The sequence below is a fragment of the Streptococcus ictaluri 707-05 genome, from assembly GCF_000188015.2.
Classification (GTDB): domain Bacteria; phylum Bacillota; class Bacilli; order Lactobacillales; family Streptococcaceae; genus Streptococcus; species Streptococcus ictaluri.
Window position 1 is genome coordinate 286,457 of sequence record NZ_AEUX02000001.1, and the last position, 24,881, is coordinate 311,337.

Consider the following 24,881-nt stretch of genomic DNA (forward strand, 5'->3'; position numbering starts at 1 on the left):
TTAATCTCAGTTTTTTTGTTTTTTTCGCAGTAGTTTTGCCATGATGGTTTGGATAAGGGTTGGTAATTTAACCACTTTATCATTACCGATATGTTGACGTGTGATTTTTAAAATAGTACCAGTATCTTTGGAAGCAAATAAGAATTTACCTTGATCGGTGAAGATTTCAAAATGGCGACTCACTTTTTTACCACGGACATTGGCACCAATGTGATTGATAGCACTCCATGGGATTTGGATATAGTCGTTAACATTTTTATCATTGTAAAATTCAAGCGCCTTATCACCTAGGAGCAGGCTGCCTACTTTACCACCAAGTCCTAAGTAAGAAACGACCTTGGTTTGATATTGGACATTTGTGTTTAAGGATTGAGCCATTAGACTTCCTTTCAGAATTTACTTTCTTGCTTATTATAGCATAAAAAGAAAAGCCTGGGAAATGCTCCCAGACGTTAGTTTTCTTATTACATGATACCTGCAAGGTGAGCAAGGATACCAAAGGCAAACAAAGCAATGATGATTGCGATTGGAGATACTTTTTTCTTCAATAACCACATGCAAAGGAATGTAAGAAGTAGTCCTGCTAAACCAGGGATAAGAGAATCCAATTGCCCTTGAAGGGTTTGAGATTGGATTTTATCAAGACTCATACCACCCATAGCTTGGCCAAGGATAGATTTGAGTTCAGCACCTTTAACAGCGCCTTCTGGGAAGACAACGTATGCTCCTTCAGATAACTGTCTACCTGGAAGGTCAACCGTAAAGTTGATAGATACCCAACGTTGTACAAGGACAGCAAGGATAAACATACCAAGGATTGAAGCTCCTTTAGTGATATCTTGAAGGATACCACCTGACATGTCTTTAGTAATTTCAGAACCAGCTTTATAACCAAATTCTTGAGTGTACCATAAGAATGACATACGGATAAGGTTCCATCCAATGAAGAATAGAAGTGGACCGACGATGTTACCAGTTGATGCTAAAGATGCACCAAGAGCACCAAGGATAGGACGAACAGTAAACCAGAATACTGGATCTCCGATACCAGCAAGAGGTCCCATCATACCAATTTTAACCCCTTGGATAGCTTTGTCATCGATTGGAGTTCCGTTAGCTTTTTCTTCTTCAAGGGCTAAAGTAACACCGATGATTGGAGCAGCTACGTATGGGTGAGTGTTGAAGAATTCCATGTGACGCTCAAGAGCAGCAGCACGTTCTTCTTTAGTAGCATACAATTTTTTAAGAGCTGGGATAAGTGCATATACCCAACCCATGTTTTGCATACGTTCGTAGTTCCAAGAACCTTGTAAGAATTGTGAACGCCACCAAACACGTTGACGGTCAGCTTTTGTTAATTTAATTTGTTCAGTCATTTGTCATACCCCTTTCTAGTAGTCTTCTAGGATATCGCCGATAGGATCAGCAGAACCAACTGAGCTACCGTTGCCACCTTTTTTAGAAAGGTTTAGGTAGATGAAGGCAATAGCAACACCGATAACACCCATAGCGATAAGTGTTAAGTTAGAAAGGGCAGCAAGTGCAAAACCAAGTGCGAAGAATGGCCATACTTCACGAGTAGCCATCATGTTGATAACCATTGCGTAACCTACGGCAACGACCATAGCACCACCGATTTGCATACCTTCGTTCAACCAGTTTGGCATAGAGTTCAATACAGATTGAACAACTGAAGTTGGTACAGCTACAAGAAGTGCAGCTGGGATAGCGATACGAAGACCTTGTAAAAGAAGTGCTGCAAAGTGAAGGCGTTCAACAGCAGCGAAGTTTCCTTCAAGGGCAGCTTTGTCACCACCATGTACAAGGGCAGTTGACAAAGTACGAACGATCATTGTAAGGAAAAGACCTGCAACAGCAAGTGGAATCGCTGTTGAGTAAGCAAAAGTAATCCCTTTGCTAGTGAAGTCTCCACCTTTAACCATGATGATAGCAGCTGCTACAGAAGCAAGAGCCGCATCTGGTGCAACAGCGGCACCGATGTTTGCCCAACCAAGAGCAAGCATTTGAAGAGTACCACCAAGCATGACACCAGCTTCAAGGTGTCCAGTTACAAGACCGATAAGGGTACATGCAACAAGTGGTTGGTGCATTTGAAATTGGTCAAGGATACCTTCAAGACCAGCGAAGAAGGCAACAACAACGACCAAGATTGCAGAAATTAATGAAATATCTGACATGATAAATCCTTTCGTTTGTGAATTAATTGTCAATGAACACTAAGTATGTAATAGACACAGGTCTATTGAGTAAGCTAGGAACTATGACAGCATAGTCTTGTTAGACTTAATCAATCATAAGCTACTTGTCATAATAGTAACAAGCAATTTTTTGATTCTTATCTAACGTTAGCTTTTTGAATAAGTTCAAATAAGTTTTTCTTAGAGTCGTTTGGTACTTTACGCACGTCGAATTTAACGCCTAAGTCGCGCAAACGTTCGAAGGTAGCAACATCGTCTTGATCCATAGATAAAACGTTGTTAACCATTGTTTTACCAGTTGAGTGAGCCATTGAACCAACGTTCAATTCACCAATCTCAACACCACCTTCGATAGCACGAAGTGCATCTTGAGGTGTTTGGAAAAGAATAAGGACTTGGGTGTTGCCAAAACGAGGGTCTTTTGAAACTTCAATTAACTTGCTGATTGGAACAACATTTGCCTTGATACCGCCAGGAGCAGCTTGTTTGATCAATTGTTTACGAAGGTCGTCTTGTGCAACTTCATCAGAAGCAACGATGATACGATTAGCTTTTGATGCAGGAGTCCAAGCTGTTGCCACTTGTCCGTGAAGGAGACGTGTGTCAACACGAGCAAGGTTGATTTTTAATTTACCATCTCCGATGACAGTTCCAGCAGGAATAGCTCCTTGCATTGCGTGAACAACTTTTTCAGTTGCAGTAGAATCTTCGACAGGGTTAAGCTCTTCAGGAAGGGCTTTAATACCGTCCTTAGATTCTTTAATGATGTTTGCGGCAACCTTTTCAACACCTGCATTGGCATCCATAAGACGCTCAGTGTAAGCTTGAATAAGCATAGGCAAGTTGAGACCAGTGATGATAGCCATTTTGCGGTCAGGATTTTCTCCTGCTACACGACTAGCTTGGTTAAATGGAGAACCACTCCATAGGTCAGCTAGTACAAGGATTTCATCATCAGCATCAAATTGTGCGATAGCATTGTTGAAGTGTCCATACAAATCATCTGGTCCTTCATTTGGCATGAAAGTAACAACTTGAACTTTCTCTTGTTCACCAAAAATCATAGAACCTGATTGATGAATACCTTCAGCAAATTTACCATGGCTGGCAATAATAATACCGATACCCATTCTTGTTCTTCCTCCTTATAAAATATTTCTCGTTGAAATGAAGAAGAATAATCTCCTTCCAAAATAAATTTGGCAATTCTTTTTCACTTAAACGAAATTCAAGAACGTCTCTATTTTAAAACGTTTTCACTAAAAAATCAACCCCTTTTGGAAAAATATTACAAAACATGAAAAAATTTTCAGAATTCTATAGGATATAAGAAGAATAGTGATTTAAAAGGGATTTTCATACTATATAAAATCAAAAATATACTGAAAAATGATGAAAAAATTAGATTTATTTTCATTTTTACTTGATCCAATAAACAAAGAAAACCACCATTTTCAGAAAAATAGTGGTTTCGTTTGCTCTTATAAGAAAAGCTCTTCCAGTTTTCGTGCAACGCCGTCTTCTTCATTGGAGTAGCTCAGTTGCTTGTCAGCGTAAGGTAGGAGTACAGGGCTGGCATTTTTCATGGCATAGCCTGTTCCTGCATAAGCTAGCATTTCAGTATCGTTATGCTCATCACCAAAGGCAATCAAATCTTTTTTATCCTTATTAAAAATTCTAAGAAGGTAATCAAGTGCGTAAGCTTTGTTAATATCTTTAGGTGAAATCTCTAAAATGTTGAGGGGACCTCCCCATGAGTCGATTTCAATTTCATCTTTGAAAAAAGCACGCATACTTTTAGCAAGGGCATACTTATCTTCATGATGAGTTTGAGTTAATAAGGCATTTGGATTTCGAGTGATTTTGGCAATTTCTAATGCCATGTTTTTTGTGATGGCTTCAACGCCAAATAATTGGGGGTTGATGCTTTCAGGCCTATTCATGGTAATGTAGAAATTTTTACGGTACTCACTGGCGATAAAGTCCATTTGAAAATCATCTTGGTACTTTAGTAACTTTAATAGGTAGCTTTTATCAAGAGTGACATTATGCTCAAATTCCCAACGTTGCTCTGGCATATGAGTTAGGGAGCCGTTAAAGGTGATAATCGGTGTTTTGAGGTCTAATTGAAGGTAATAGTCTAAGGCCATTCGATAAGGTCTACCGGTAGAAATGACCACTTGATGTCCTTTAGCTTGTACAGCTTTTATGGTTTTTTCTGAGTATTCTGAGATGGTATTATCTTGTCTAAGTAAGGTTCCATCTAAATCAATCGCAATTATTTTCTTAGTCATACCTAAAATTATAACAGATTTTACTCTCAGTGAAAGCAAAAATATCAGTTAGAGTAAGAAATAAGCACAAAGGAGATAATCTTTTTAATGAAAAAGGATAAGACTTATTGAAATAGGAACGATTTAGTGTTATAATGTTATTATCGTTCGTAAAAATCGGTAATTTGGGTGTTTTAAAAAGGCTTATCAAGGGATAAGAGCTTTTTTGATTTCTACCTATCTAATTTAAGGAGACTCCATTCAAATGGAAAAGTTTTTTAATTTAAAAGAACATGGGACAAGTGTCTCAACTGAAATTATGGCTGGTTTAACCACTTTTTTTGCCATGTCATATATCTTATTTGTTAATCCAAGTATTTTAAGTGCTGCAGGAATGCCTTCAAAGGCTGTATTTTTGGCAACCATTATTGCTGCAGCGATTTCAACTCTTATTATGGGGCTTTTTGCTAATGTCCCCTATGCTCTGGCACCAGGGATGGGCTTAAACGCTTTTTTCACCTATACGGTTGTCTTTGGCCTAGGATTCTCATGGCAAGAAGCTTTGGCTATGGTATTCCTATGTGGTTTGTTTAATATCTTTATTACGGTAACAAAATTCCGAAAAAGCATTATCAAAGCGATTCCGGTTAGTCTACAGCATGCTATCGGTGGCGGTATCGGGGTCTTTGTGGCTTACTTAGGCTTTAAGAATGCAGATATTATCGACTTCTCATTATCATCTCAAAATATTGTTGCTGTAAATGGCGTTGAGCCTGCAAAGGCAACAGCTGAAACATTTGCTAAGGGCATTTTCTCTGTTAATGCCAATGGTGGTGTTGTACCAGCCATTTCAACCTTCACCCAACCTAGCGTTCTGTTAGCGGTATTTGGCTTGTTTTTGATGGCTATTCTTGTTATCAAAAATGTTCGTGGTGCTATTTTAATCGGTATTATTGTGACCACTTTGGTGGGTATTCCTATGGGAGTGGTTGATTTATCAACTGTTAACTTTGCTGATAATCATATAGGTTCTGCCTTTTCAGAACTTGGAACAACCTTCTTAGCTGCTTTTGGTGGTATGTCATCACTCTTTAGTGATTCTAGTCGTTTACCACTTGTTTTAATGACCATTTTTGCTTTCAGTCTTTCTGACACCTTTGATACCATTGGTACTTTTATTGGTACTGGGCGTCGTACAGGAATTTTCTCAGCAGAAGATGAAGAAGCTCTAGAAAATAGCACAGGCTTTAGTTCTAAAATGGATCGTGCCCTTTTTGCCGATGCCATTGGTACTTCAATTGGTGCCCTATTTGGAACGTCAAATACAACCACTTACGTTGAGTCAGCAGCAGGAATTGCTGAAGGTGGACGTACTGGATTAACTGCTGTGTCAACAGCCATTTGTTTCTTGTTTTCTACTTTATTACTTCCAATCATTGGAATCGTGCCAGCAGCAGCAACAGCACCAGCACTTATTATTGTCGGTGTCATGATGGTATCTTCATTCCTTGATGTGGATTGGAGCAATTTTGAAGATGCTTTGCCAGCTTTCTTTGCAGCATTCTTCATGGCCCTTTGCTATTCTATTTCTTACGGTATCGCAGGAGCCTTCATTTTCTACTGTTTAGTCAAAATCGTTAAAGGAAATGCCAAAGAGATTCATCCTATTCTTTGGGGAGCGACCTTCTTATTTATCTTGAACTTTGTTATTTTAGCTTTTATTTAATCGTTAAAAAGAGGTGCTTAGCCATCTCTTTTTAGCTGTCTTGGTGCTAGAAGTGAAGAAAGCAAGTGGAATCACGCTAGCGCTTGGAACAAAAAGGCTTTTCTGCTATAATATCTTTATGTTTTATAGTGAAAATGAAGAGGCCCTTATAAGATTAGGGCAAAAGATAGGGCAAAAACTAGTAGCAAACGATCTTTTAGTGTTAACAGGTGAGTTGGGCTCGGGTAAAACAACTCTCACCAAAGGGATTGCTAAAGGATTAGAGATTACCCAAATGATTAAGAGTCCTACCTATACCATTGTAAGAGAATATGAAGGGCGCCTTCCACTTTATCATCTTGATGTTTATCGTATTGGGGATGATCCTGATTCGATTGATTTAGATGATTTTATTTTCGGAGATGGCGTGACTGTCATCGAGTGGGGAGAGCTTTTGGGTGAGCATGTTCTGAGTGATTACTTAGAAGTTATCCTAGAAAAAAAAGACGAGGGACGTCAAGTACGATTGGTAGCTCATGGTCCTCGTGGGGCAGAGCTCCTAGGAGCTATTCAAGATGTCTAATCATGTGGTTACAATAGAAGAAGCTAAACCCAGTGAAGCTAGGGAGCTTTTAACTCTGCTCAAAAGACTAGCTCAAGAAACTGATTATATTAGTCATACCGAAGCAGTTTTAGGGGCAAATTTCGAGGACATCCAAGCTTTTATTGAGAGAAGCCAAAGCTCTTTTTTAGATATTTGTCTCTTGCTCAGAGTAGGAGAGCAGTTAGTTGGGCTGCTTAATATTGCAGCTGATGTGAATAAATCAAGCAAGTCTGGCAATCTATTTATGGCAATCTTAAAAGATTATCAAGGACACGGATTAGGTCAGCTCTTATTGGAGTTAGCTCTGGATTGGGCTAATCATTCAGATTTAGAGAGCTTGTTTTTAGATGTGCAGGTTAGAAACCAAGTTGCCCTACATCTATATCACAAAAATGGCTTTCATGTTATAAATGTCAAAGAAAATGGCATCAAATCAAAGGACGGAGAAGAATGGGATGTTTACGATATGTGTAAACATGTCACTAAGTGACTAGATGAAAATAGGAACTAAAATATTATTAATGCTGACAGCGATTTTTGTAACAAGCTTAGTGGCTGTTGGTGTTTACCTTACCAGTGCATATACCTTTTCAACCGATGAGTTGTCAAAGACTTTTAAAGATTTTTCAACTTCTTCTAAGAAAAGTGATGCCATTAAACAAACAAAGTCCTTTTCTATCCTCTTAATGGGGGTAGACACAGGTTCTGCAGAGCGTTCAGATAAGTGGCAGGGTAATAGCGATTCTATGATTCTGGTAACGGTAAATCCTAAGACCAAAACAACGACCATGACCAGTTTAGAACGAGATATCTTGGTGACCTTATCTGGACCGCGTGGCAATGATATGGATGGTGCCGAAGCTAAGCTAAATGCTGCCTATGCTTCAGGTGGCGCTCAAATGGCCATTATGACCGTTCAGGATTTGTTAAATATTACTATTGATAATTATGTTCAAATTAATATGCAAGGCTTAATTGATCTTGTTGATGCTGTGGGTGGCATTACGGTTACCAATGAATTTGATTTCCCTATTTCCATTTCGGAAAATGAACCAGAATATCAAGCGACGGTTGCTCCTGGAACGCATAAAATAAATGGAGAGCAAGCTCTCGTTTATGCTCGCATGCGTTATGACGACCCAGAAGGAGACTATGGGCGTCAAAAACGACAACGTGAAGTGATTCAAAAGGTGCTTAAGAAAATTTTAGCCCTTAATAGCATTAGTTCTTATCGCAAGATTCTTTCTGCAGTTAGTGGCAATATGCAAACCAATATTGAAATTTCATCAGCTACTATTCCAAGTTTGTTGGGTTACACAGATGCCTTGAAAACTGTTAAGACATTCCAACTAAAAGGAGAGGATGCTACCTTAGCAGATGGTGGTTCTTACCAGATAGTAACCAGCGATCACCTTTTAGAAACACAAAACCGTATTCGTATGGAGCTGGGTCTTAATAAAGTCACCCAATTAAAAACAAGTGCTACGGTCTATGAGAATCTTTATGGCTCACTAGCAAATAGTTCAGCTCAAGAAGACTACAGTGGTTCAGCGTATTCTCAATCTTATACGGAACCACAAATTACCTACCCTTCTTATGTGGATAACAGTGGAACGGCTTCAAATGAATAGGTATCTCCTAACAACCAGGCTTCAGCGCCGGCGTCACCGAGCCCACAGACAGAAGCTCCGCTTCTTGATAGTGGAACTTCTAGTTCAGGTGCTAGTAGTCAGTTAGAACCTTAAACAAGAAAAACCGAGACAGGTGACGAGAGAAAATACTCACTATCTGTTTCGGTTTTTGTCTTTTATTTAGTTTTCGTTGGCATCCTCACTCATCTCTTGGTATTTGGAAAGACGATCTTGGATTTGCTTAAGTTGAGGTTGTGTTTCTTGATTAAAAACACGCCATTTATAAGTTAAGTCTTTACTGATGGCTTGAACTTGCTTGCTTTGGTCTTGGATTAAGGCTAAGTCTACTTTAATCTTATCAACATCAAATTGAATAGCTTCTTTAGACTCCTTAAAAGTCTCTAAGGTTTCTTTGATGGCATGACGCTTTTGATAAACGTTATAGGCAGCAAGGGAAGTTAGTCCAATAGCTAATAGGGATTTGATTTTCATGATGTGACCTCCTGTTGGATAGCTTGGGCTAATGTAGCGAGGCTCTCAAAATCAGGCTCATGGGTAGTATACTGGATAGAAATACCATCTTGACTATGATAACGAGGGACTAGATGAATATGGGCATGAAAGACGGTTTGCCCGGCCAACTCTTCGTTATTAGCAATGATGTTCATGGCAGGAGCCCCTGTCGCTTTTTGGACAGCACGAGCAATTTTAGGCAATCGAGCAAAAGTAGCTGCTGCTGTTTCTTCATCCATTTCAAGCACATTTCGCGTGTGCTTTTTAGGAATTAATAAGGTATGCCCTGGAGTTGTTTGAGAGATGTCTAAAAAGGCTAAAACCTGATCGTCTTCATAAACTTTTGATGAAGGAATGTCTCCCTTGATAATACTACAAAAAATACAGTTGTCCATATGAGTCACCTTCTCTTGTTTCTATTTAAGTAGGATACTTACTTATAAGTATAACAAAAAGCATGGGGAATTGACATGTAAAAATCCGAAAAGCATCATTCATAAGAGGTTACTTTTGTCGCGAATTGCGCTTGAAAAAATTAGAAAAATGTGTATACTATTAGTTGTTTTTAAAAAAGAAAACATAAGGGGTTTAAAAGGAAAGAGAAGCTTTCCAGTTGCTTGACCTTTTCAAGTTCCTTATCTAATAGAATTTGATATAATGGTTACTATAAAACGGATTGAATATTAGAAAGAAATGATATGTTAAAAATTGAACACGTAACAGGTGGATACCTCAACATTCCTGTCTTAAAGGATGTGAGTTTTTCGGTGAATGATGGCGAACTGGTGGGTTTGATTGGCCTCAATGGCGCTGGAAAATCAACCACCATTAATGAAATCATTGGTTTTTTGAAACCCTATCAAGGTAATATTTCAATTGATGGCCTTACCTTGGCTGAGAATGCTTTTGAATACCGTAAGAAAATTGGATTTATTCCAGAAACACCAAGTCTTTATGAGGAATTGACCCTGGCTGAGCACATTAATACTGTTGCTATGGCTTATGATATTGACCTTGAAGTGGCTCAAGAGCGAGCTAAACCATTTTTGAAACTCTTTCGTCTAACTGATAAATTGGACTGGTTTCCTGTTCACTTTTCAAAAGGAATGAAACAAAAAGTGATGATTATCTGTGCTTTTGTCATTGATCCTAGTCTTTTTATCTTGGATGAACCATTTTTAGGATTAGACCCACTAGCGATTTCTGATTTGATTCAATCGTTGGAAGTTGAAAAAGCTAAAGGGAAGTCTATCTTGATGAGCACCCACGTTCTGGATTCTGCTGAAAAAATGTGTGACCGTTTTGTTATTTTGCATCAAGGTCAAGTACGAGCTCAAGGGACTTTAGCAGATTTGCAAGAAACCTTTGGAGATCCCTCAGCAAGTCTAAATGATATTTATCTGGCATTGACAAAAGAGGTTTAGGCTATGGAAGCATTATTTAAGAAACGTCGTCGAGCTTTTCAAGAGCAACAAGCTAAGTATCTTCCTTATGTCTTTAATGATCACTTTGTACTCGTTTTACTCTTCTTATTTGGTTTTATTCTGGTTCAATACAGCCAACTCTTAAAGCATTTTCCTAAAAACCATTTTCCTGTTCAACTTGGCTTAGTCATTTTAGTTGTTCTACTTATGAATCTGGGTTCTGTGGGGATTTATTTAGAAAAAGCAGATCAGCATTTTCTCTTGCCAAAAGAAGAGGCAGTTATCAAGCAAATCAAGAAAGCAGCCCGTACGTCATTAGTCATTTGGTCACTGTTACAGACTGTGCTACTCTCCTTTTTATTTCCTTTCTTTTACAAGTTAGGGATGTCACTTCCTTTTTTTATTCTTTTCTTGATACTTCTGGTTGCTTTACGTGCCTTTATCCTAACATCTAAAGTGAGAAAATTAATCACTGATAAGGGCTTAGATTGGGAAAAAGCAATTACCTTTGAAGAGAATCGTAAACAGTCTATTTTGAAATTCTATTCTTTGTTTACAAACGTCAAGGGGATTTCAACCAAGGTGAAGAAGCGTAGCTACTTAAATCCTTTACTTAAGCTTGTGAAAACGACTCACAAGGAGCAATGGACAAATCTTTATTTACGAGCTTTTTTAAGAAGTTCGGATTATCTAGGCCTCTTTTTGAGATTGCTTTTGCTAAGTGTGCTTTCTTTGCTCTTTATTTCTCATACTTATTTGGCTCTTGGTTTGGCTTTGATTTTTGATTATTTGATTCTCTTTCAGCTATTGTCTCTTTATCATCATTACGACTATCATTATATGTCTCATCTTTATCCAGATAATCAAGGCCTAAAAGCAAGCAATCTCCTTTCTTTTTTACGAAAATTAAGTTTTCTGATTCTTGTGGTTAACCTTGTGGTTTGCCATTCCCTTAATGCGGCTATTGGACTTGTCCTTGTCATGGGAATTCTTAACTTTTTCTACTTACCTTATAAGTTAAAGAAGATAATTGACTAAGTGATTTAAAACAAGTAAAATAGGAATAAACGATTAGAAATGATAGAAAAGGAGGGTGATAAGGTGACCACAACTGAACAAGATCTTGCTTTAACTCCCTTGCGAGGCAAAAGCGGTAAAGCCTATAAAGGAACCTATCCAAATGGCGATAGTGTTTTCATCAAGCTCAACACAACACCTATTCTACCTGCCTTAGCCAAAGAACAGATTGCCCCTCAATTGCTCTGGGCTAAGCGTATGGGCAATGGCGATATGATGAGTGCCCAAGAATGGTTAGATGGTCGAACCTTAACCAAGGAAGATATGAACAGTAAGCAGATTGTTCATATTTTACTGCGCCTTCACAAATCCAAAAAGTTGGTTAATCAGCTATTGCAGTTGAACTATAAAATAGAAAATCCTTCTGATCTTTTAGTTGATTTTGAGCAAAATGCGCCCTTACAAATTCAACAAAACTCTTACTTGCAGGCTATAGTAAGAGAATTAAAGCGTAGTTTACCTGAGTTTCGCTCGGAAGTGGCTACCATTGTTCACGGTGATATCAAGCACAGTAACTGGGTAATCACAACTAGTGGTATGATTTATTTGGTGGATTGGGATTCTGTTCGTTTGACAGACAGAATGTACGATGTTGCTTACCTTTTAAGTCACTATATCCCTAGATCACGCTGGCCAGAATGGTTAGCTTATTATGGTTACAAAAACAATGAGAAGGTCATGGAAAAAATCATTTGGTATGGTCAATTTTCTTATCTCACTCAAATCCTTAAGTGTTTTGATAAAAGGGATATGGAGCATGTTAACCAAGAGATTTATGCCCTTCGTAAATTTAGAGAAATGTTTAGAAAGAAATAATGCGAGTTAGAAAACGAAAAGGTACTGAAGAGCACTTAGCGAACAACCCACACTATGTTATCCTTAACCCTGAAGATGCTAAAGGGAAGTGGCATCGCGTCTTTGGCAATGATAATCCGATTCATATCGAAGTTGGATCAGGAAAAGGTGGCTTTATCACTGGGATGGCTTTAAAAAATCCTGATATTAATTACATTGGTATTGATATCCAGCTGTCAGTTTTGAGCTATGCTTTGGATAAGGTCTTGGCTTCTTGTGCACCTAATGTTAAGTTGCTGCGTGTGGATGGCTCTAGTTTGACCAACTACTTTGAAGATGGTGAAGTGGATATGATGTATCTTAATTTTTCAGATCCATGGCCAAAATCTAAGCATGAAAAACGTCGCCTAACCTATAAAGACTTTTTGGATACTTATAAGCAAATTTTGCCAGAACATGGTCAAATTCATTTCAAAACGGATAACAGAGGTTTATTTGAATACAGTTTAGCTAGTTTCTCCCAATATGGTATGACCTTGAGACAAGTTTGGCTTGATTTACATGCCAGTGATTACGAAGGAAATGTCATGACAGAATATGAAGAGAAATTCTCTAGTAAAGGTCAAGTCATTTACCGAGTTGAGGCAAATTTCTAGTAGCCAATTGCTTAAAAAAATGATACACTAATGAAGCTGGCTAATCAGCTTCTTACTTTGGAGAGGTCGCATAGTGGCCGAGTGCGCACGCTTGGAAAGCGTGTAGTCCTTAACGGGGCTCGGGGGTTCGAATCCCCTCCTCTCCTTTTATCCCTTTGATGTATCAGGGTTTTGGGGTGTTTACCCGTTTTTCACCCGTCATTTTTAAAATTTTGAAAAATGTTTTTGACCTTATGGTCATTTTTTTAATCTCTGATTTTGAGCTTATGAATAGGTCTTTACTTATTACAATTGTTTTTACTAGTAGAGGGGATTTTTGATCTTAAAGGTTAGTAGCTTGAGTGTTTTTGATTTTCAGGAGGCTAAATGGTTTTAGAATACGCTTTATTTGCAGTCTGTCAAGTGTAAGTGTCTAGAGTTTTGGGAAACGTAAAATTGAATACCCTATAGCTTAAGAGGACGAGAAATTCGTTCTCTTTTTTCGTTGCCTAAAACTGCTGAAAGGACACAAAACAGATGTCAAATAATATTGAAATCATCATGGATATTGAAACTCTAGACATATTTGAAGTGATAGATCTTGATGAAGAGAAAGAAGTGACTGTTTCAGATTCTGAAACTTTTCCTAAAGAAGAGAAAGCATCTCCATATGATGATCTAAACAGAATTTGGTTAAGAAATGGTTATTATTACAAACCTTCAAGCCTTCTATGGGAAGTTGTAAGAGATGGCATCATCCATGAGTTAAGCCCTCGAAATAAACACGGAACATATCCCTACTGTGAACATTCCAGAAATGGCACTTGGGGTCATATCAAGCAACTCACACAAGAAGAAGCCTTATGGCTTACTTTGGAATTTAATCCAGACTTGATGAATTATGTGTAGGAGATTCATTGTGAAGAGTAGAGACGATGAGATTCTTTATACTGCACAGCTATATCTATTTGGTGTGATTCCATTGTGGAAAGTAAAGCACACAAAGCAAGAGTGGAAGAGACGTATACTTTTGCATCCCAGTAATAAGCTTATTGAACTTCAGTTTATTGAAGCTGCAGAGGAGGAAAAGAAGTGACACAACACATGCTGAACTGTTATCCAGAGTATTTTAAGGCTATTATGGATGGGACAAAGACATTTGAATGTCGCTATAACGATAGAGATTTTAAAGTTGGCGATGAACTGTTACTGAGAGAATATGATCCCAAAAAAGGATACACCTATCCCTATCGCTGTATTGTTAGAAAAATAACTTATATTCTATCGGACTTTATCGGTCTAAAAGATGGTTATGTAATTTTAGGAGTGACAAATGAGCCCATTGATTATTTTTAACATTAGTTTTGCTTTTGTCTTCTACCCCATGTTTATCAGTAACTATCACAAGAGGGAACCTTATTTGTTAGACTTGTTTCTCTTTGTCATAAATGCTTTGGCATCAATGTATACGATTTTTAATTACTTGGGCTTGCTGAAGTGAGAAGTTGGAAAAGGGGAGATGTTATGACACAAGAAGAAATAGATCAAATGATTGAAGACTGGGTGGAAAATGGATTCTCTAGTGAATTAAAACAATTGATACCGGAGAAGGAGATAGGCTGATATGGCTATTACAGATAGAAAATTATTTTTAAGTACTTTAAAAAATGCTAGAAGCAGAGCTATCCTATTAGAACACCTAAAGTCATCCATACTTGATAATACAGCAGTCGATTTAGAAAACGTGCCATTTGCAGGAACTAATTCTACTAATCTAGATGAAGCTATCCAATGCTACATTGACTACGGGGAATTGCCGCTAAGTGGGAAACTAGAAGATTTTTGGAAAGCCTATGAACAAGCTCTACAACTAGATAATTTAGAGGAAGAATATGGAAAATAAAATCATTGGAAAAGTACAAAACCTACTTGAATTGGCTTATGATGCACCAAATGACGAGGAAGGGCAAACGGCGCTTCTGATGGCTCAAAAACTTATGGTTAAGCATAAGTTGTCTATGAGTGATATTAAGGCCACTCAAAGAAATGATAACATAGGCGAGACAGTAGGGCATTGGGAATACAGGATGGTGTGGTGGAAAGAAAAACTGGCAGCCATTCTAGGTGAAAATTTTCGATGTAAAACCATACGAAGAAGACTGGTTAAAAAAGGTATTACTCAGATGATTTTCTTTGGGTATGATACGGATGCTGAATTATGCACTAAAGTTTATGAAGGTGCTCTATTGTATCTTGACTATCGCCTAAAACGACTTTTCCCTACAGTTTCTAAAGCACGTTGGAAGGATTATAAAAAATCTTACTTACTAGGTTTCTTAGAGGGACTTAATCAACGTTTCAAAGAACAAATTCAATCATCAGAAGAATTCGCGTTAGTGGTTCAAGTTCCAGCAGAAGTTTTAAAAGAACAGCGACTTCGGATGGGAGACTTAAAAACAAAAACAGTGACTATTCAAGTTGAACTTGATTCTGAGGCATATGTGACTGGTCTTAAACAGGCGAAAGCAACAAGGTTAATGCCTGAAGAATTGATTAAACAAAAATAGTATTCAAATACTAATATTGGTTGAAAAGGAGAATTCATGACATCAAAACAATCTGCACTAGCGCAATTAACCAAAAATATGATGGTCGTCGACCTCATGAAACAAACAGGATGGTCACGAGAAAGAGTCCTTAAAGCCTTAGAATGGCTAGAAGCAGAAAAGACAGTTCAGTTTTCTGCTAATGGCAGTCTTAACTTAAGAATTTTTGAGGGGTGATACCATGACTGGTTTAGATCAATTTTCAGCGATTACGCTAGAACAAATGCAAACATCTGAAAGTTTTTTTAGGATGCCTTGGGTACTTTGGGAAGATACTCATTACCAAAACTTGGTATCAGATGGCAAAACGCTTTATGGCATGATGAAGAATCGTTTAGAACTCTCTGCTAAGAATGGTTGGGTAGATGAAGTAGGGCGTGTATATATTCAGTTTTCAAATGCAGAGATTCAACGTTATTTTAATTGCTCCAAACCCAAAGCCATCAAGCTAAAAAACGCTCTAGCGGACTATGGCTTAATCTATGAAGTTAATCAGTATTCTAATGCGGACGGGCAAGTGGCTAATCGTATTTATGTAGGCAATGTTATGACCTATGATGCTGAGAAATATAAACAAGAACGTATTGAACGCCAAGAGAAAGCCTTTCAAAAAAGACAAGAACAACATCAAAAGACCCCCAGTAAAAATATTTTACCGGGGGGTCAAAAAAATTGACGGGGCCAGTCAAAAATATTGACCCGAATTATATTAATACTAGTAATACTAACTCTAGTAAAGATAATAATAGTTCTAGAAAGGCTGTGCCCGATTCTGACGAACGGCCACAACCTACTGAAACTAATAACACTTCTTTCCAAGAACATTCTGTGACCTATGTTCCGCCTAAATATTATTCGCTCTTACAAGTAATTGCGGACAGGTATAATGGCAAGTTTTGTCAGATTGACCTCTTTACAGGAAATTCTCAAAATTATAGTTTGACGCATAAGCAAAAAATGATGATTGGTCAGTACTTGACACAAGAGTATATCACAAGTCATGAAGTAATCGATATGATTGAACGAATGCCTTATGACTGTGAGCACCCTCTAGCTTATCTCATGAAGATGCTTGAAAACCTCAAGGAAGAAAGGCGATTGGAAGCTAAAATTATAGCCCATAGACAAGCTGAATTAAGGTATTCAAGAGGAGTTGAGGAAGAAAATAATGATAGTTAAAGATAATGAGGAAAAACCATGTTACAAGATGAATTTAAACAGCTTCCACGTGAACTGCTAAAGGTTGGTAGAAGCCCTAAAGAAAGTGTGATTGCCATTCCTAAAGCTATATTCAATCTCCCACCTGAGGAGAAAGCTCAAGCTCTTAAAGAGCTTGCAGAAGACAAGGAACACTATAGACGGAAAGGAGGTGACTCCACTTGACAACTATCACTCAAAATAGAGTAAAGGAGCTACGTAAACAGGCCGGCCTTTCCCAACAAGCATTAGCGGATCAAATAGGTGTTATGCGTAAAACGATCTCGCATTGGGAATTAGGGAACCATAGGATATCAACGGATAATGCTAAAAAGCTCTCACAGTTCTTTCAGGTATCGATAGATGACCTACTAAACAATCATGCAAGGAGAAGCCAATGAATAATACAAACTTAATTGGTCGTCTGACTAAAAAGGCTGAGTTATATCAAACGCCAGATAAGAAGACCTATGCCCGATTTACAATAGCGATTAATCGGAAAAAGAAAGCAGGCGGGTCAGGAAGTGAGGCCGATTTCATTCCTTGCATCATCTGGGGAACAGCTGCTGAAAACTTAGTGAACTGGACGGATAAGGGAACACTCATCAGTGTAGAGGGTGAGCTACGAACAAGGAGCTATGACAAAGATGGGCAAAAACATTTTGTCATGGAAGTGTGGTCAAATTTTTTCCAAGTCTTATCAAAGCCAGCTAATGACAACTAATCACTCTAAGAACAAGGAGAATATCATGAAACAAGTAAAAGTATTAACAGGAATCGCAGTCGCCGCTTTATCTACAGGCACAGGTCTTGTGCAGGCAGATGATTTATCAAACACAAGACCAGCTAAAGTAGCTGAAGTTGTGACACATACGGAAGTGACAGAAAGTCAAGTGGCGGACGCTAAAGCAAAAGCTGATGAGGCAACGAAAGCCCTTAAGGATCAGGAAGCTACGGTGAAAGCTGCTAAAACAGAAAAAACTCAAGCCCAACAATCTTTAGTTGATGCGACAACAGCGGTTAATGATGCCGAAAAACTAGCCAGTGAAGCAACGCCAGAAGGTCTAATAAAAGCCCAAGAAGAGGCTGAGGCTAGCCAAAGTGCTGTTACTGATGCACAAGCACAGCTTGAAGCAGCTCAAGAGGCTGAATCAACAGCCCAAACAGCAGTTGACCATCAGAAAGAAACAGTCGCCAAAGCGTCTCAAGCAGTTGTTGAGAAAGAAGCTACAGTGACAAGTGCTACTCAAGCTGTTAATCAAGCCAAAGCAGCTCTCACGACAAGTAATCAAGCCGCTGATGTCAGTGCAGCGGAAGAAAAAGTGTTAGGGGCTCAAGAAGCGGTTACGAAAGCAGAAACACAAGTTAGTCAGGCTCAAGAAGCAGATGCTAAACATGAGTCTGATGTGAGACATGCCAAAGAAGAGCTTAACCTTAAGTCTCAAGAATTAACAGAAAAACAAACAACTCTAGAACAAGTCATGGCTGCGATTGAAGCAGAGCGTCTGACTAAGCCAGTTGAAAATGGCACTTACTTTAACCAAAGAGATAACGAGTGGCAAAAAGCCTATGGTGGGAAGACCTTTGCGGCGACAGGATGTGTGCCAGCTTCTCTTGCTATGGCCTTCTCAGAATTAGTAGGGAGACACATTAGTCCTCTGGAAGTCGCAGATTACTTATACCAAATTGGTGAGTTTAATAATGGTCGTTTTGATGGCACCTCAAGTATTGGTGCTATGAAAGCGGCTGAACATTTTGGCTTAGTTCCAACTGTTTTAAAAACCTTAGATCAAGTGCAAACAGCGCTACAAGATGGACACTATGTCATTAATTCCATTCAACACCATGAGAAGTTTGCGCCTTTATCTTGGGGATGGTCAGCTAGTCATGACGTAGCACTAAGAGGTTATCAAGATGGGAACACTTATGTCTATGATCCTTACAATCGCAATAATATTGGCTATCACAATTTAGCTGATTTATGGAATCATCAAAGTCATAACCCAGAAGATGTGGATGGGGTTGGTGTTCCCTTTATTAGCTTGATGACGAAACAGATGGCTCAATTAATGGCAGAAAAAGTTACAGCTAATCAAGCGGTACAATTGGATAATCAAGCTTTAACTGAAGCCCAAGCAAATGTGACAGCCTTAGAACAAGTCGCGTCTCAAACCTCACAAGCAAAAGACCAATTAGCTGCAGCTAAGGCTAACTTAGTCACAACCAAAGATATGCTGGATAAGGCGAAACAAAGAGCTAAATTAGCAGAACAAGACCTAGAAACGAAAACAGCTAATCTTAAGCAAGCTCAAGAACATCTAACCCTTAAACAAGATGACCTAGCTAAAGCTCAAACGGAGCTAGCAGCTCAAGAGACAAGCCTAGAACAGTTAACTCAAGCCCTCCCATTAGCTCAAGAACATCTTGACCGTGCGACAAAAGCAGTCGAACAGGCTAAGGCTGACCTTACCCAAAAACAGACTTATGTGACGAATCTTAAGCAAGTGACAAAATTGAGACAAGACAGTCAAGATAAAGTAAACCAAGCTAAGGCGGTTCTTGGTGAAGCAAGTGCTCGTTTAGGACAAGAACTTGAGACCTTAAAAACCTTGCAAGCCAAAGAGGCTGGCCTAACAGCACAGTATCAAGCCATCTTTAAAGCCTATCAAGCAGTTTTAGCTGCGAAACGTCACTCACAATTAGCTGAAAGCAAAGCTAAGATTGAAGCTAAGGGGGAAGAAGCTGTTCCTGTGATCAATGAAGTAGGACACGTAACAGATTACGTGTCTGGGACAATACAGTTGGCTGATACTGTAGCAGAAATATCATCAAAAACAATGAACACTTCTCTTGTTAGCGTACAACCGATGGACAAGCAAGGTCATCAAAGGGTTCTTGGTGCCACTACTTCTCAAAGTAGCCTTCCTCAGACAGGTGAGCAGTCCTTATCGCTTTTAAGCCTATTAGGAATGACTCTCGTCTCTCTACTTGGCCTAGTCTCTGTTAAAAAGAAAGCCTGGTAAGCTAATGAACTGAGCAGTTTATCTGCTCCAACCAGCAACTGCTAGGGTAGTTTTATCCCTTAGTCTTCCTCAACAGTTGTTGCTTCGAGCAGGTAAACGAGCTCACAGTCCTTTGTCAACTAAATACCCCCACCGCCCTGATCAGCGTGGTCTAAGCATAAAAGAAAAAAGGGGGCGGTGTTTGTAACTAGAAAAGGATAGCTAGTGCTGACCACTTAACGTAAAGCCAGAGTTTGACCTGTCCTCTAAGGCGAAGGAGTTTGCGGTACCTAGACTAAAAACCGTGTGTCAAAACTACCGAGAAGAGGTGATAGACCTCTTCCAGCATGGCTGTTCATTTCAGCCTATTAACATCAAGGAGAAACCAATGATTGATGAAAATGAAACAGTAGTCACCCTAAGTGACTTAAAACAATTAGGAAAACAAGGAGGCGCTACAGCGCTCTTAGAAGATGGGACACTGATCACTCTAAGAGCAAGACATGCGACTCAAAGGACAAAAGGGTATGTGGACGGCATCCTCAAAGAGATTGATGTCATTATCCCTTACCCAAAGATTTTAAACCAGATACGAACCATCAAATCGCAAAATACTTTAGTGGCTCGTAGAATCAACCGACAAAGCCCACTACGTTTAACCGGTAGGGGGTATCACCGAAAAGGAAAGGAATAACTCTTATGACAAAAAAACAATTACTTAGTGTCCTCACAGCGACCACAGTGGCCCTACTCACAACCTCTCTTGCTTACGTAGATGAGACCCCAGTGCCAGTGGATCCGACCGCTCCCTCTACAGAGGTGGTCACTCCAGCTCCAAGTCAACCTGAACTCCCAGTCCCAGACAAACCAGCAGAGCCAGAAACACCTAAAGAAGAGCTACCAGCGCCAGTGGATCCGACCACCCCATCAGCTGGGAAAGAAGACAAGCCAGCAACTGTTCCAGGTCAGGCTGAAACGCCTAAAGAGGAAACAAAGCCTAAGGAAGAAGTAACACCTGAAACCTCTAGGCCTAGTGAAGACACGAAAAAAGAAGAGCTTGTCCCAGATAATGTTTCAAAAGACATTATTGAAAAGGTGGATACCACGACAGGTGAAGTGGTCTTTAAACCGATTCCAGTCACACCAGACAAAACAGTTATCGGTACTAAGGACAGTCAGGTGATTATTCGTGACCAAGCAGGCCGTACACAAGTCGTTACCCCTGAGAGCCTTGGTGGCCACGTTAACCCTAATGGGACAGTGACCATTACAGATAGTACAGGTGCTAAAAAGACCTTGCCAAAAACAGGTGATAAACAAAGCGTACTTGGTTACTTGGGCATGATGTTAATTTCGGTTTTAGGCTACGCTGTTAAGAAAAAAGTATCACACTAATTACATGACCTGGGATCGTCACAAAAAGCAACCTAGAAGAGAGATGAGAAAATAATATGAAACAAATGGAAACTAAGGGTTATGGCTATTTTAGAAAAACAAAGGCCTATGGTCTTGTTTGTGGTATTGCTTTAGCGGGAGCTTTGACGTTGGGATCAACAGCTTTTGCGAATGAAAGCATACCCCTGAACCCAGCTACCAACTTAACCACCTTGCAAGCCCCTCCAACAGCTGATCAAACACAGCTAGCTCATCAAGCTGGCCATCAATCAGGGGAGTTGGTATCAGAGGTAAGCAACACTGAATGGGATAACGCTGTCACAACAGCTCAAGAAGCAGGTGTTACTGTAAAACAGTCTGAGAAGGTCACGCATGATAGCTTATCATCTGCTCAAGCCGATTTAGAGAAACAAACTCAAGCTGTCACAGAAGCGACAACTAAACAAGAAGCCAATAAGGCAGCTATTAATCAAGCAATGGCAGAAACAAAGCTATTGCTCAAGCCAATCGTGATGAAAAAGAAAGGGTTGATGCTCTTAACGCTAAAGGAGAAGCAGAGACCAAAACTAAAAATGAAGCAGCTCAAGCTCAAGTAGATGCACAAAACAAACAAGCGCAAGAAGCGGCTGATACCATGAATGCCAAATTAAAAGCAGACTATGAGGCCAAGTTAACTGAAATCGAGCGACTCAAGGCTGAAAATGAAGCCATCCGTCAGCGCAACCAAGAAGCTAGTCAAGCGACTCATCAAGCTAATCAAGCAGCCCAAGCAGCCTACCAAGAAAAGCTAGCAGATATTGAGCGCATCAAAGCCGAAAATGCTGCTATCCGTAATCGTAACGCTAAGGCTCAACAAGAAGCAGAGCGTCAAAACCAAGCGCTACAAGCAGCTTATGAAGCAAAATTGGCAGAAATCAAGCAGATTGAATCAGAAAATGAAGCTATCCGTAAACGTAATGAACAAGCAGGTCAAGCGACGAATCAAACCAATCAAGCAGCTCAAGCTGCTTATCAGAAAAACTAGCAGAAATTGAGCGTATCAAAGCCGAAAATGCCGCTATTCATGATCGTAATGCTAAGGCTCGACAAGAAGCAGAACGTCAAAACCAACAGGTTTTGGCTGACTATGAAAAACAACACGGGGAAGCAGCCCAAGCCTTAAAAGATTACTTGGCAAAAGCTCCTGACAATGTCACATTGGATCCTATCTTTAGTGCCGAACCAGCCACAGCCCCAAACGGCGATGTCATTAAAGATGAGTTTACTTATAACAGTGCTGACAATACTTTTGTGTGGACAAAACAACTTCATGACTGGAAAAAATTTGTTGGTAAGGTCAATATCCATGGGAAACTCCTCATCACAAAGACGGTTGATCCAACAACAGGAAACGTGAAGAGCGTCCTTACGTCTGTTACTCTAACGCATCTTGATCACACTAATGTTGCAGAACCAGAAGCCGTCGTGTTTGAGGAAAACGTTTGGATTTATGATAATGCGAATCAGGAGATTTTCCATACTAAGTTTGATGTGCGTCAAGCTGGTAAGATTGATATTCATAAAACTTATACGGTAAACAAGACCTTTGACCTCGCTGCTGGTCAAAAAGGAGAGTCCTTCTTATTAGCCAATATCAAGGATGTCTGGGTGACAGGTGAGCCTTCTAACCTATCTGTAACGTTTAATAATACTAATAGACCTAAGCCAGAGCTTCCAGGCGAGCCACCACAACTGGTGACACCTGTCTTAGAACAAGAAAAGCCATTGCCGCCAACCCCAGAAAAACCGACTGATGGTGTTCCAAACTTAGAAAAGGAAAAAACGGTCCCACCGACTCCAGTTAAACCAGAGTCAGTTAAACCTGTTTTAGAACCAGAAAAACCATTGCCACCAGCCCCAGAAAAACCGACTGATGATGTTCCAAATATAGAGAAGGAAAAACCGGTTCCTCCAACTCCAGTTAAACCTGAAGCGGTTAAACCAGATCTCAAAGGCTTTACGCCAGAGGTTTATGACCCGATTAAACCAGTTGTGAAACCCTATGTCACCGTTCCTGAAAAAGTCGTTTATGAGGTTATGGTTCATCCTGTTCAAGTGGAACAAACGCCAACAAATGTTAAATCTGTGACGAATAGTGATCAGGTTAATGTTAATGGACAACTGGTACCAAAAGGATCAACGGTAACGTGGGAGCTTGTTAATACCGCTCTCAAAGCTGGTCGTCAGGATATCACAAGCTATGAGCTAATCGACCCACTACCAGATGGTTTTGAGTTAGATGTTACCACCACACAAACCCTTTCTCCTGATTGGGTGATAACAACAGATGAAGCAGGCAAGGTTAGTCTTAAGGCTTCGCAATCCCTTTTGGAGAACTTCAATGCTAAAACGTGACCAAGATGTAGAAGTCCCTAAGGTATCACTGGTTGGTCGTTTACTGAATGATGCGGGGACTTACCACAATACCTTTAAGACGGTGGTCACTACTCCAAATGGTAGCTATACGGTAACCTCTAACACACCAGTGATCTATACACCAGGGAACGATCCAAAAACACCTCGTAACCCAGGAGGAGATAATCCAACACCGCATGATAATCTGATTCAACCAACTAAAACCATTGTGGATGACAAGGTCAGTCCATTGATGGGAAGTCTGTCTTGCCAAACAGTACCCTGACTTACCTGGCTAAGCAAGATTTTGATCAGTACAAAGGGATGACAGCTGCCAAAGAAAGTGTCATGAAAGGCTTTATCTATGTCGATGATTACAAGGATGAAGCTATCGATGGTCATTCACTGGTTGTGAATTCAATTAAGGCCGCTAATGGAGATGATGTGACTAATCTCTTAGTAGATGCGCCATGTATTGTCTCAAGATATGCTTGACGATAAGCTAAAAGCACTGATCAAGGCATCAGGCATTTCTCCAGTCGGTGAATTCTACATGTGGGTAGCTAAAGATCCAGCGGCTTTTTACAAAGCTTATGTTCAAAAAGGGTTAGACATTACCTACAACTTGTCCTTTAAACTTAAACAGGAGTTTAAGAAAGGTGACATTACTAATCAAACCTATCAATTAGATATGGGGAATGGCTATTACGGCAATATCGTGGTTAACCATCTCCCTGAACTAGCTGTTCATAAAGAAGTGCTTGACCAAGATGGTAGGTCTATCCAAAATGGCACAGTGAAAATCGGTGATGAAGTAACTTATAAATTGGAAGGTTGGGTCATCCCAGCAGGTCGTGGCTATGACCTAACAGAATATAAATTTGTGGATCAACTCCAGAATACGCATGACCTCTACCAGAAAGATAAGGTCCTTGCGACAGTTGATATCACTTTATCAGATGGTACTATTATCCCTAAAGGCACTGACTTAGCTCAGTACACTGAGACAACCTACAATAAGGAGACAGGTCACTATGAGTTGGCCTTTAAGGCAGACTTCCTTGCACAAGTTCCACGTAGTAGTGCTTTTGGGGCAGATGTTTTTGTGGTGGTTAAACGAATCAAAGCAGGCGATGTGACAAATGAGTACACCTTGTATGTCAACGGTAATCCTGTGAAATCTAATAAAGTCACCACTCATACGCCAGAACCACCACAACCTGTAACTCCAAAAGCTCCAGCTTTACCATCCACAGGAGAGCAAGGAGTATCTGTCCTAACGGTGCTTGGCGCCGCCTTACTCTCACTCTTAGGCCTTGTAGGGCTTAAAAAGCGTCAACAGTAAGTTATTAATGGATAAGCCATAAAAGGATTTTACCTTGGGTCTATCCATTCTCTCTAGCAAGTAACC

General features: G+C 39.7%; 28 protein-coding genes, 1 tRNA gene and 1 pseudogene. 23 read left to right on the plus strand and 7 right to left on the minus strand.

The features are described from left to right. Window positions 1–6 precede the first annotated feature (6 nt). The 5 genes from STRIC_RS01340 to STRIC_RS01360 form a co-directional block, all read right to left on the minus strand. Complete coding sequence (locus tag STRIC_RS01340) at window positions 7–378, minus strand: DUF956 family protein (protein ID WP_008087380.1); 372 nt, start codon at window positions 376–378, stop codon at window positions 7–9. Window positions 379–464: 86 nt separating this feature from the next. Then, complete coding sequence (locus STRIC_RS01345; protein ID WP_008087344.1) at window positions 465–1,376, minus strand: PTS system mannose/fructose/sorbose family transporter subunit IID; 912 nt, start codon at window positions 1,374–1,376, stop codon at window positions 465–467. Window positions 1,377–1,391: 15 nt separating this feature from the next. Further along, window positions 1,392–2,198 carry a PTS mannose/fructose/sorbose transporter subunit IIC gene (locus tag STRIC_RS01350; RefSeq protein ID WP_008087261.1) on the minus strand — a complete coding sequence of 269 codons (807 nt, stop codon included), beginning with the start codon at window positions 2,196–2,198 and terminating at the stop codon, window positions 1,392–1,394. A 158-nt stretch (window positions 2,199–2,356) separates the two neighbouring features. After that, window positions 2,357–3,349: a PTS sugar transporter subunit IIB gene (locus STRIC_RS01355; protein WP_008087164.1), complete on the minus strand. Its 993-nt coding sequence runs from the start codon at window positions 3,347–3,349 to the stop codon at window positions 2,357–2,359. A 351-nt stretch (window positions 3,350–3,700) separates the two neighbouring features. After that, entirely contained in the window at window positions 3,701–4,513 is an 813-nt protein-coding gene (locus STRIC_RS01360; protein WP_008087298.1) for a Cof-type HAD-IIB family hydrolase, read from the minus strand. A 244-nt stretch (window positions 4,514–4,757) separates the two neighbouring features. Between STRIC_RS01360 and STRIC_RS01365 the strand changes: the two genes are divergently transcribed. The 4 genes from STRIC_RS01365 (at window position 4,758) to lytR (ending at window position 8,432) form a co-directional block, all read left to right on the plus strand. Next, window positions 4,758–6,218 carry an NCS2 family permease gene (locus tag STRIC_RS01365; protein WP_008087002.1) on the plus strand — a complete coding sequence of 487 codons (1,461 nt, stop codon included), beginning with the start codon at window positions 4,758–4,760 and terminating at the stop codon, window positions 6,216–6,218. A 118-nt stretch (window positions 6,219–6,336) separates the two neighbouring features. Continuing rightward, complete coding sequence (gene tsaE / locus STRIC_RS01370) at window positions 6,337–6,780, plus strand: tRNA (adenosine(37)-N6)-threonylcarbamoyltransferase complex ATPase subunit type 1 TsaE (protein WP_040831763.1); 444 nt, start codon at window positions 6,337–6,339, stop codon at window positions 6,778–6,780. Next, window positions 6,773–7,291 (plus strand): GNAT family N-acetyltransferase, encoded by a 519-nt coding sequence (locus STRIC_RS01375; protein WP_008086980.1) that lies wholly within the window; start codon window positions 6,773–6,775, stop codon window positions 7,289–7,291. The genes tsaE and STRIC_RS01375 overlap by 8 nt, the downstream gene beginning before the upstream one ends. A 4-nt stretch (window positions 7,292–7,295) precedes the next feature. Further along, window positions 7,296–8,432, plus strand: coding sequence for a glycopolymer--peptidoglycan transferase LytR (lytR, locus tag STRIC_RS01380; RefSeq protein ID WP_008087198.1), 1,137 nt, complete (start codon window positions 7,296–7,298; stop codon window positions 8,430–8,432). 180 nt (window positions 8,433–8,612) lie between these two features. Here lytR and STRIC_RS01385 read toward each other — a convergent pair whose 3' ends face one another. Next, window positions 8,613–8,924 (minus strand): hypothetical protein, encoded by a 312-nt coding sequence (locus STRIC_RS01385; protein WP_008087284.1) that lies wholly within the window; start codon window positions 8,922–8,924, stop codon window positions 8,613–8,615. After that, complete coding sequence (locus STRIC_RS01390) at window positions 8,921–9,340, minus strand: HIT family protein (RefSeq protein WP_008087183.1); 420 nt, start codon at window positions 9,338–9,340, stop codon at window positions 8,921–8,923. Before STRIC_RS01390 ends, STRIC_RS01385 begins: the two co-directional genes overlap by 4 nt. A 303-nt stretch (window positions 9,341–9,643) precedes the next feature. Here STRIC_RS01390 and STRIC_RS01395 point away from each other — a divergent pair, with 303 nt between their 5' ends. From STRIC_RS01395 to STRIC_RS11690, 19 genes and pseudogenes are all read left to right on the plus strand, one after another. Continuing rightward, entirely contained in the window at window positions 9,644–10,369 is a 726-nt protein-coding gene (locus STRIC_RS01395; RefSeq protein ID WP_008087092.1) for an ABC transporter ATP-binding protein, read from the plus strand. Between the two features lie 3 nt (window positions 10,370–10,372). Further along, entirely contained in the window at window positions 10,373–11,407 is a 1,035-nt protein-coding gene (locus tag STRIC_RS01400; protein ID WP_008087062.1) for an ABC transporter permease, read from the plus strand. Between the two features lie 39 nt (window positions 11,408–11,446). Then, a complete protein-coding gene (gene ccrZ / locus STRIC_RS01405) occupies window positions 11,447–12,262 on the plus strand; it encodes a cell cycle regulator CcrZ (protein WP_407635921.1) in 816 nt (271 codons plus the stop codon). Further along, window positions 12,262–12,897, plus strand: coding sequence for a tRNA (guanosine(46)-N7)-methyltransferase TrmB (gene trmB / locus STRIC_RS01410; protein WP_008086998.1), 636 nt, complete (start codon window positions 12,262–12,264; stop codon window positions 12,895–12,897). Before ccrZ ends, trmB begins: the two co-directional genes overlap by 1 nt. Before the next feature lie 59 nt (window positions 12,898–12,956). Further along, window positions 12,957–13,043, plus strand: a tRNA-Ser gene (locus STRIC_RS01415). A gap of 370 nt (window positions 13,044–13,413) precedes the next feature. Then, a complete protein-coding gene (locus STRIC_RS01420) occupies window positions 13,414–13,785 on the plus strand; it encodes a hypothetical protein (RefSeq protein ID WP_008087045.1) in 372 nt (123 codons plus the stop codon). A 183-nt stretch (window positions 13,786–13,968) separates the two neighbouring features. After that, window positions 13,969–14,232, plus strand: a complete 264-nt coding sequence (locus STRIC_RS01425; RefSeq protein WP_008087306.1) for a DUF3850 domain-containing protein — start codon at window positions 13,969–13,971, stop codon at window positions 14,230–14,232. Between the two features lie 268 nt (window positions 14,233–14,500). After that, window positions 14,501–14,779, plus strand: coding sequence for a hypothetical protein (locus STRIC_RS01430; RefSeq protein WP_008086997.1), 279 nt, complete (start codon window positions 14,501–14,503; stop codon window positions 14,777–14,779). Further along, window positions 14,769–15,443 carry a DUF2786 domain-containing protein gene (locus tag STRIC_RS01435; protein ID WP_008087162.1) on the plus strand — a complete coding sequence of 225 codons (675 nt, stop codon included), beginning with the start codon at window positions 14,769–14,771 and terminating at the stop codon, window positions 15,441–15,443. Before STRIC_RS01430 ends, STRIC_RS01435 begins: the two co-directional genes overlap by 11 nt. Before the next feature lie 36 nt (window positions 15,444–15,479). Further along, on the plus strand, window positions 15,480–15,659 hold the full coding sequence (locus STRIC_RS01440; RefSeq protein ID WP_008087291.1) for a hypothetical protein: 180 nt from the start codon (window positions 15,480–15,482) through the stop codon (window positions 15,657–15,659). A 4-nt stretch (window positions 15,660–15,663) separates the two neighbouring features. After that, on the plus strand, window positions 15,664–16,158 hold the full coding sequence (locus STRIC_RS13010; protein WP_008086950.1) for a replication initiator protein A: 495 nt from the start codon (window positions 15,664–15,666) through the stop codon (window positions 16,156–16,158). After that, window positions 16,155–16,661: a hypothetical protein gene (locus STRIC_RS13015; RefSeq protein ID WP_008087040.1), complete on the plus strand. Its 507-nt coding sequence runs from the start codon at window positions 16,155–16,157 to the stop codon at window positions 16,659–16,661. The genes STRIC_RS13010 and STRIC_RS13015 overlap by 4 nt, the downstream gene beginning before the upstream one ends. An 18-nt stretch (window positions 16,662–16,679) precedes the next feature. Beyond that, entirely contained in the window at window positions 16,680–16,865 is a 186-nt protein-coding gene (locus STRIC_RS01450; protein ID WP_008086927.1) for a hypothetical protein, read from the plus strand. After that, complete coding sequence (locus tag STRIC_RS01455) at window positions 16,862–17,080, plus strand: helix-turn-helix transcriptional regulator (protein WP_037582094.1); 219 nt, start codon at window positions 16,862–16,864, stop codon at window positions 17,078–17,080. Before STRIC_RS01450 ends, STRIC_RS01455 begins: the two co-directional genes overlap by 4 nt. Next, window positions 17,077–17,403 (plus strand): single-stranded DNA-binding protein, encoded by a 327-nt coding sequence (gene ssb, locus STRIC_RS01460; RefSeq protein ID WP_008087327.1) that lies wholly within the window; start codon window positions 17,077–17,079, stop codon window positions 17,401–17,403. The genes STRIC_RS01455 and ssb overlap by 4 nt, the downstream gene beginning before the upstream one ends. A 25-nt stretch (window positions 17,404–17,428) precedes the next feature. Beyond that, a complete protein-coding gene (locus tag STRIC_RS01465; RefSeq protein WP_008087093.1) occupies window positions 17,429–19,702 on the plus strand; it encodes a C39 family peptidase in 2,274 nt (757 codons plus the stop codon). 367 nt (window positions 19,703–20,069) lie between these two features. Then, complete coding sequence (locus STRIC_RS01470; protein ID WP_008087355.1) at window positions 20,070–20,375, plus strand: hypothetical protein; 306 nt, start codon at window positions 20,070–20,072, stop codon at window positions 20,373–20,375. Between the two features lie 5 nt (window positions 20,376–20,380). Next, complete coding sequence (locus STRIC_RS01475) at window positions 20,381–21,076, plus strand: LPXTG cell wall anchor domain-containing protein (protein ID WP_008087082.1); 696 nt, start codon at window positions 20,381–20,383, stop codon at window positions 21,074–21,076. 56 nt (window positions 21,077–21,132) lie between these two features. Then, a pseudogene (locus STRIC_RS11690) lies at window positions 21,133–24,815 on the plus strand (SspB-related isopeptide-forming adhesin). The last annotated feature ends 66 nt before the right edge of the window (window positions 24,816–24,881 follow it).

Bases quoted from the DNA above. Each gene is read 5' to 3' on its own strand.
- STRIC_RS01340 (WP_008087380.1), bottom strand. From the start codon at position 378: ATGGCTCAATCCTTAAACACAAATGTCCAATATCAAACCAAGGTCGTT.
- STRIC_RS01345 (WP_008087344.1), bottom strand. From the start codon at position 1,376: ATGACTGAACAAATTAAATTAACAAAAGCTGACCGTCAACGTGTTTGG.
- STRIC_RS01350 (WP_008087261.1), bottom strand. From the start codon at position 2,198: ATGTCAGATATTTCATTAATTTCTGCAATCTTGGTCGTTGTTGTTGCC.
- STRIC_RS01355 (WP_008087164.1), bottom strand. From the start codon at position 3,349: ATGGGTATCGGTATTATTATTGCCAGCCATGGTAAATTTGCTGAAGGT.
- STRIC_RS01360 (WP_008087298.1), bottom strand. From the start codon at position 4,513: ATGACTAAGAAAATAATTGCGATTGATTTAGATGGAACCTTACTTAGA.
- STRIC_RS01365 (WP_008087002.1), top strand. From the start codon at position 4,758: ATGGAAAAGTTTTTTAATTTAAAAGAACATGGGACAAGTGTCTCAACT.
- tsaE (WP_040831763.1), top strand. From the start codon at position 6,337: ATGTTTTATAGTGAAAATGAAGAGGCCCTTATAAGATTAGGGCAAAAG.
- STRIC_RS01375 (WP_008086980.1), top strand. From the start codon at position 6,773: ATGTCTAATCATGTGGTTACAATAGAAGAAGCTAAACCCAGTGAAGCT.
- lytR (WP_008087198.1), top strand. From the start codon at position 7,296: ATGAAAATAGGAACTAAAATATTATTAATGCTGACAGCGATTTTTGTA.
- STRIC_RS01385 (WP_008087284.1), bottom strand. From the start codon at position 8,924: ATGAAAATCAAATCCCTATTAGCTATTGGACTAACTTCCCTTGCTGCC.
- STRIC_RS01390 (WP_008087183.1), bottom strand. From the start codon at position 9,340: ATGGACAACTGTATTTTTTGTAGTATTATCAAGGGAGACATTCCTTCA.
- STRIC_RS01395 (WP_008087092.1), top strand. From the start codon at position 9,644: ATGTTAAAAATTGAACACGTAACAGGTGGATACCTCAACATTCCTGTC.
- STRIC_RS01400 (WP_008087062.1), top strand. From the start codon at position 10,373: ATGGAAGCATTATTTAAGAAACGTCGTCGAGCTTTTCAAGAGCAACAA.
- ccrZ (WP_407635921.1), top strand. From the start codon at position 11,447: ATGATAGAAAAGGAGGGTGATAAGGTGACCACAACTGAACAAGATCTT.
- trmB (WP_008086998.1), top strand. From the start codon at position 12,262: ATGCGAGTTAGAAAACGAAAAGGTACTGAAGAGCACTTAGCGAACAAC.
- STRIC_RS01420 (WP_008087045.1), top strand. From the start codon at position 13,414: ATGTCAAATAATATTGAAATCATCATGGATATTGAAACTCTAGACATA.
- STRIC_RS01430 (WP_008086997.1), top strand. From the start codon at position 14,501: ATGGCTATTACAGATAGAAAATTATTTTTAAGTACTTTAAAAAATGCT.
- STRIC_RS01435 (WP_008087162.1), top strand. From the start codon at position 14,769: ATGGAAAATAAAATCATTGGAAAAGTACAAAACCTACTTGAATTGGCT.
- STRIC_RS01440 (WP_008087291.1), top strand. From the start codon at position 15,480: ATGACATCAAAACAATCTGCACTAGCGCAATTAACCAAAAATATGATG.
- STRIC_RS13010 (WP_008086950.1), top strand. From the start codon at position 15,664: ATGACTGGTTTAGATCAATTTTCAGCGATTACGCTAGAACAAATGCAA.
- STRIC_RS01450 (WP_008086927.1), top strand. From the start codon at position 16,680: ATGTTACAAGATGAATTTAAACAGCTTCCACGTGAACTGCTAAAGGTT.
- ssb (WP_008087327.1), top strand. From the start codon at position 17,077: ATGAATAATACAAACTTAATTGGTCGTCTGACTAAAAAGGCTGAGTTA.
- STRIC_RS01465 (WP_008087093.1), top strand. From the start codon at position 17,429: ATGAAACAAGTAAAAGTATTAACAGGAATCGCAGTCGCCGCTTTATCT.
- STRIC_RS01470 (WP_008087355.1), top strand. From the start codon at position 20,070: ATGATTGATGAAAATGAAACAGTAGTCACCCTAAGTGACTTAAAACAA.
- STRIC_RS01475 (WP_008087082.1), top strand. From the start codon at position 20,381: ATGACAAAAAAACAATTACTTAGTGTCCTCACAGCGACCACAGTGGCC.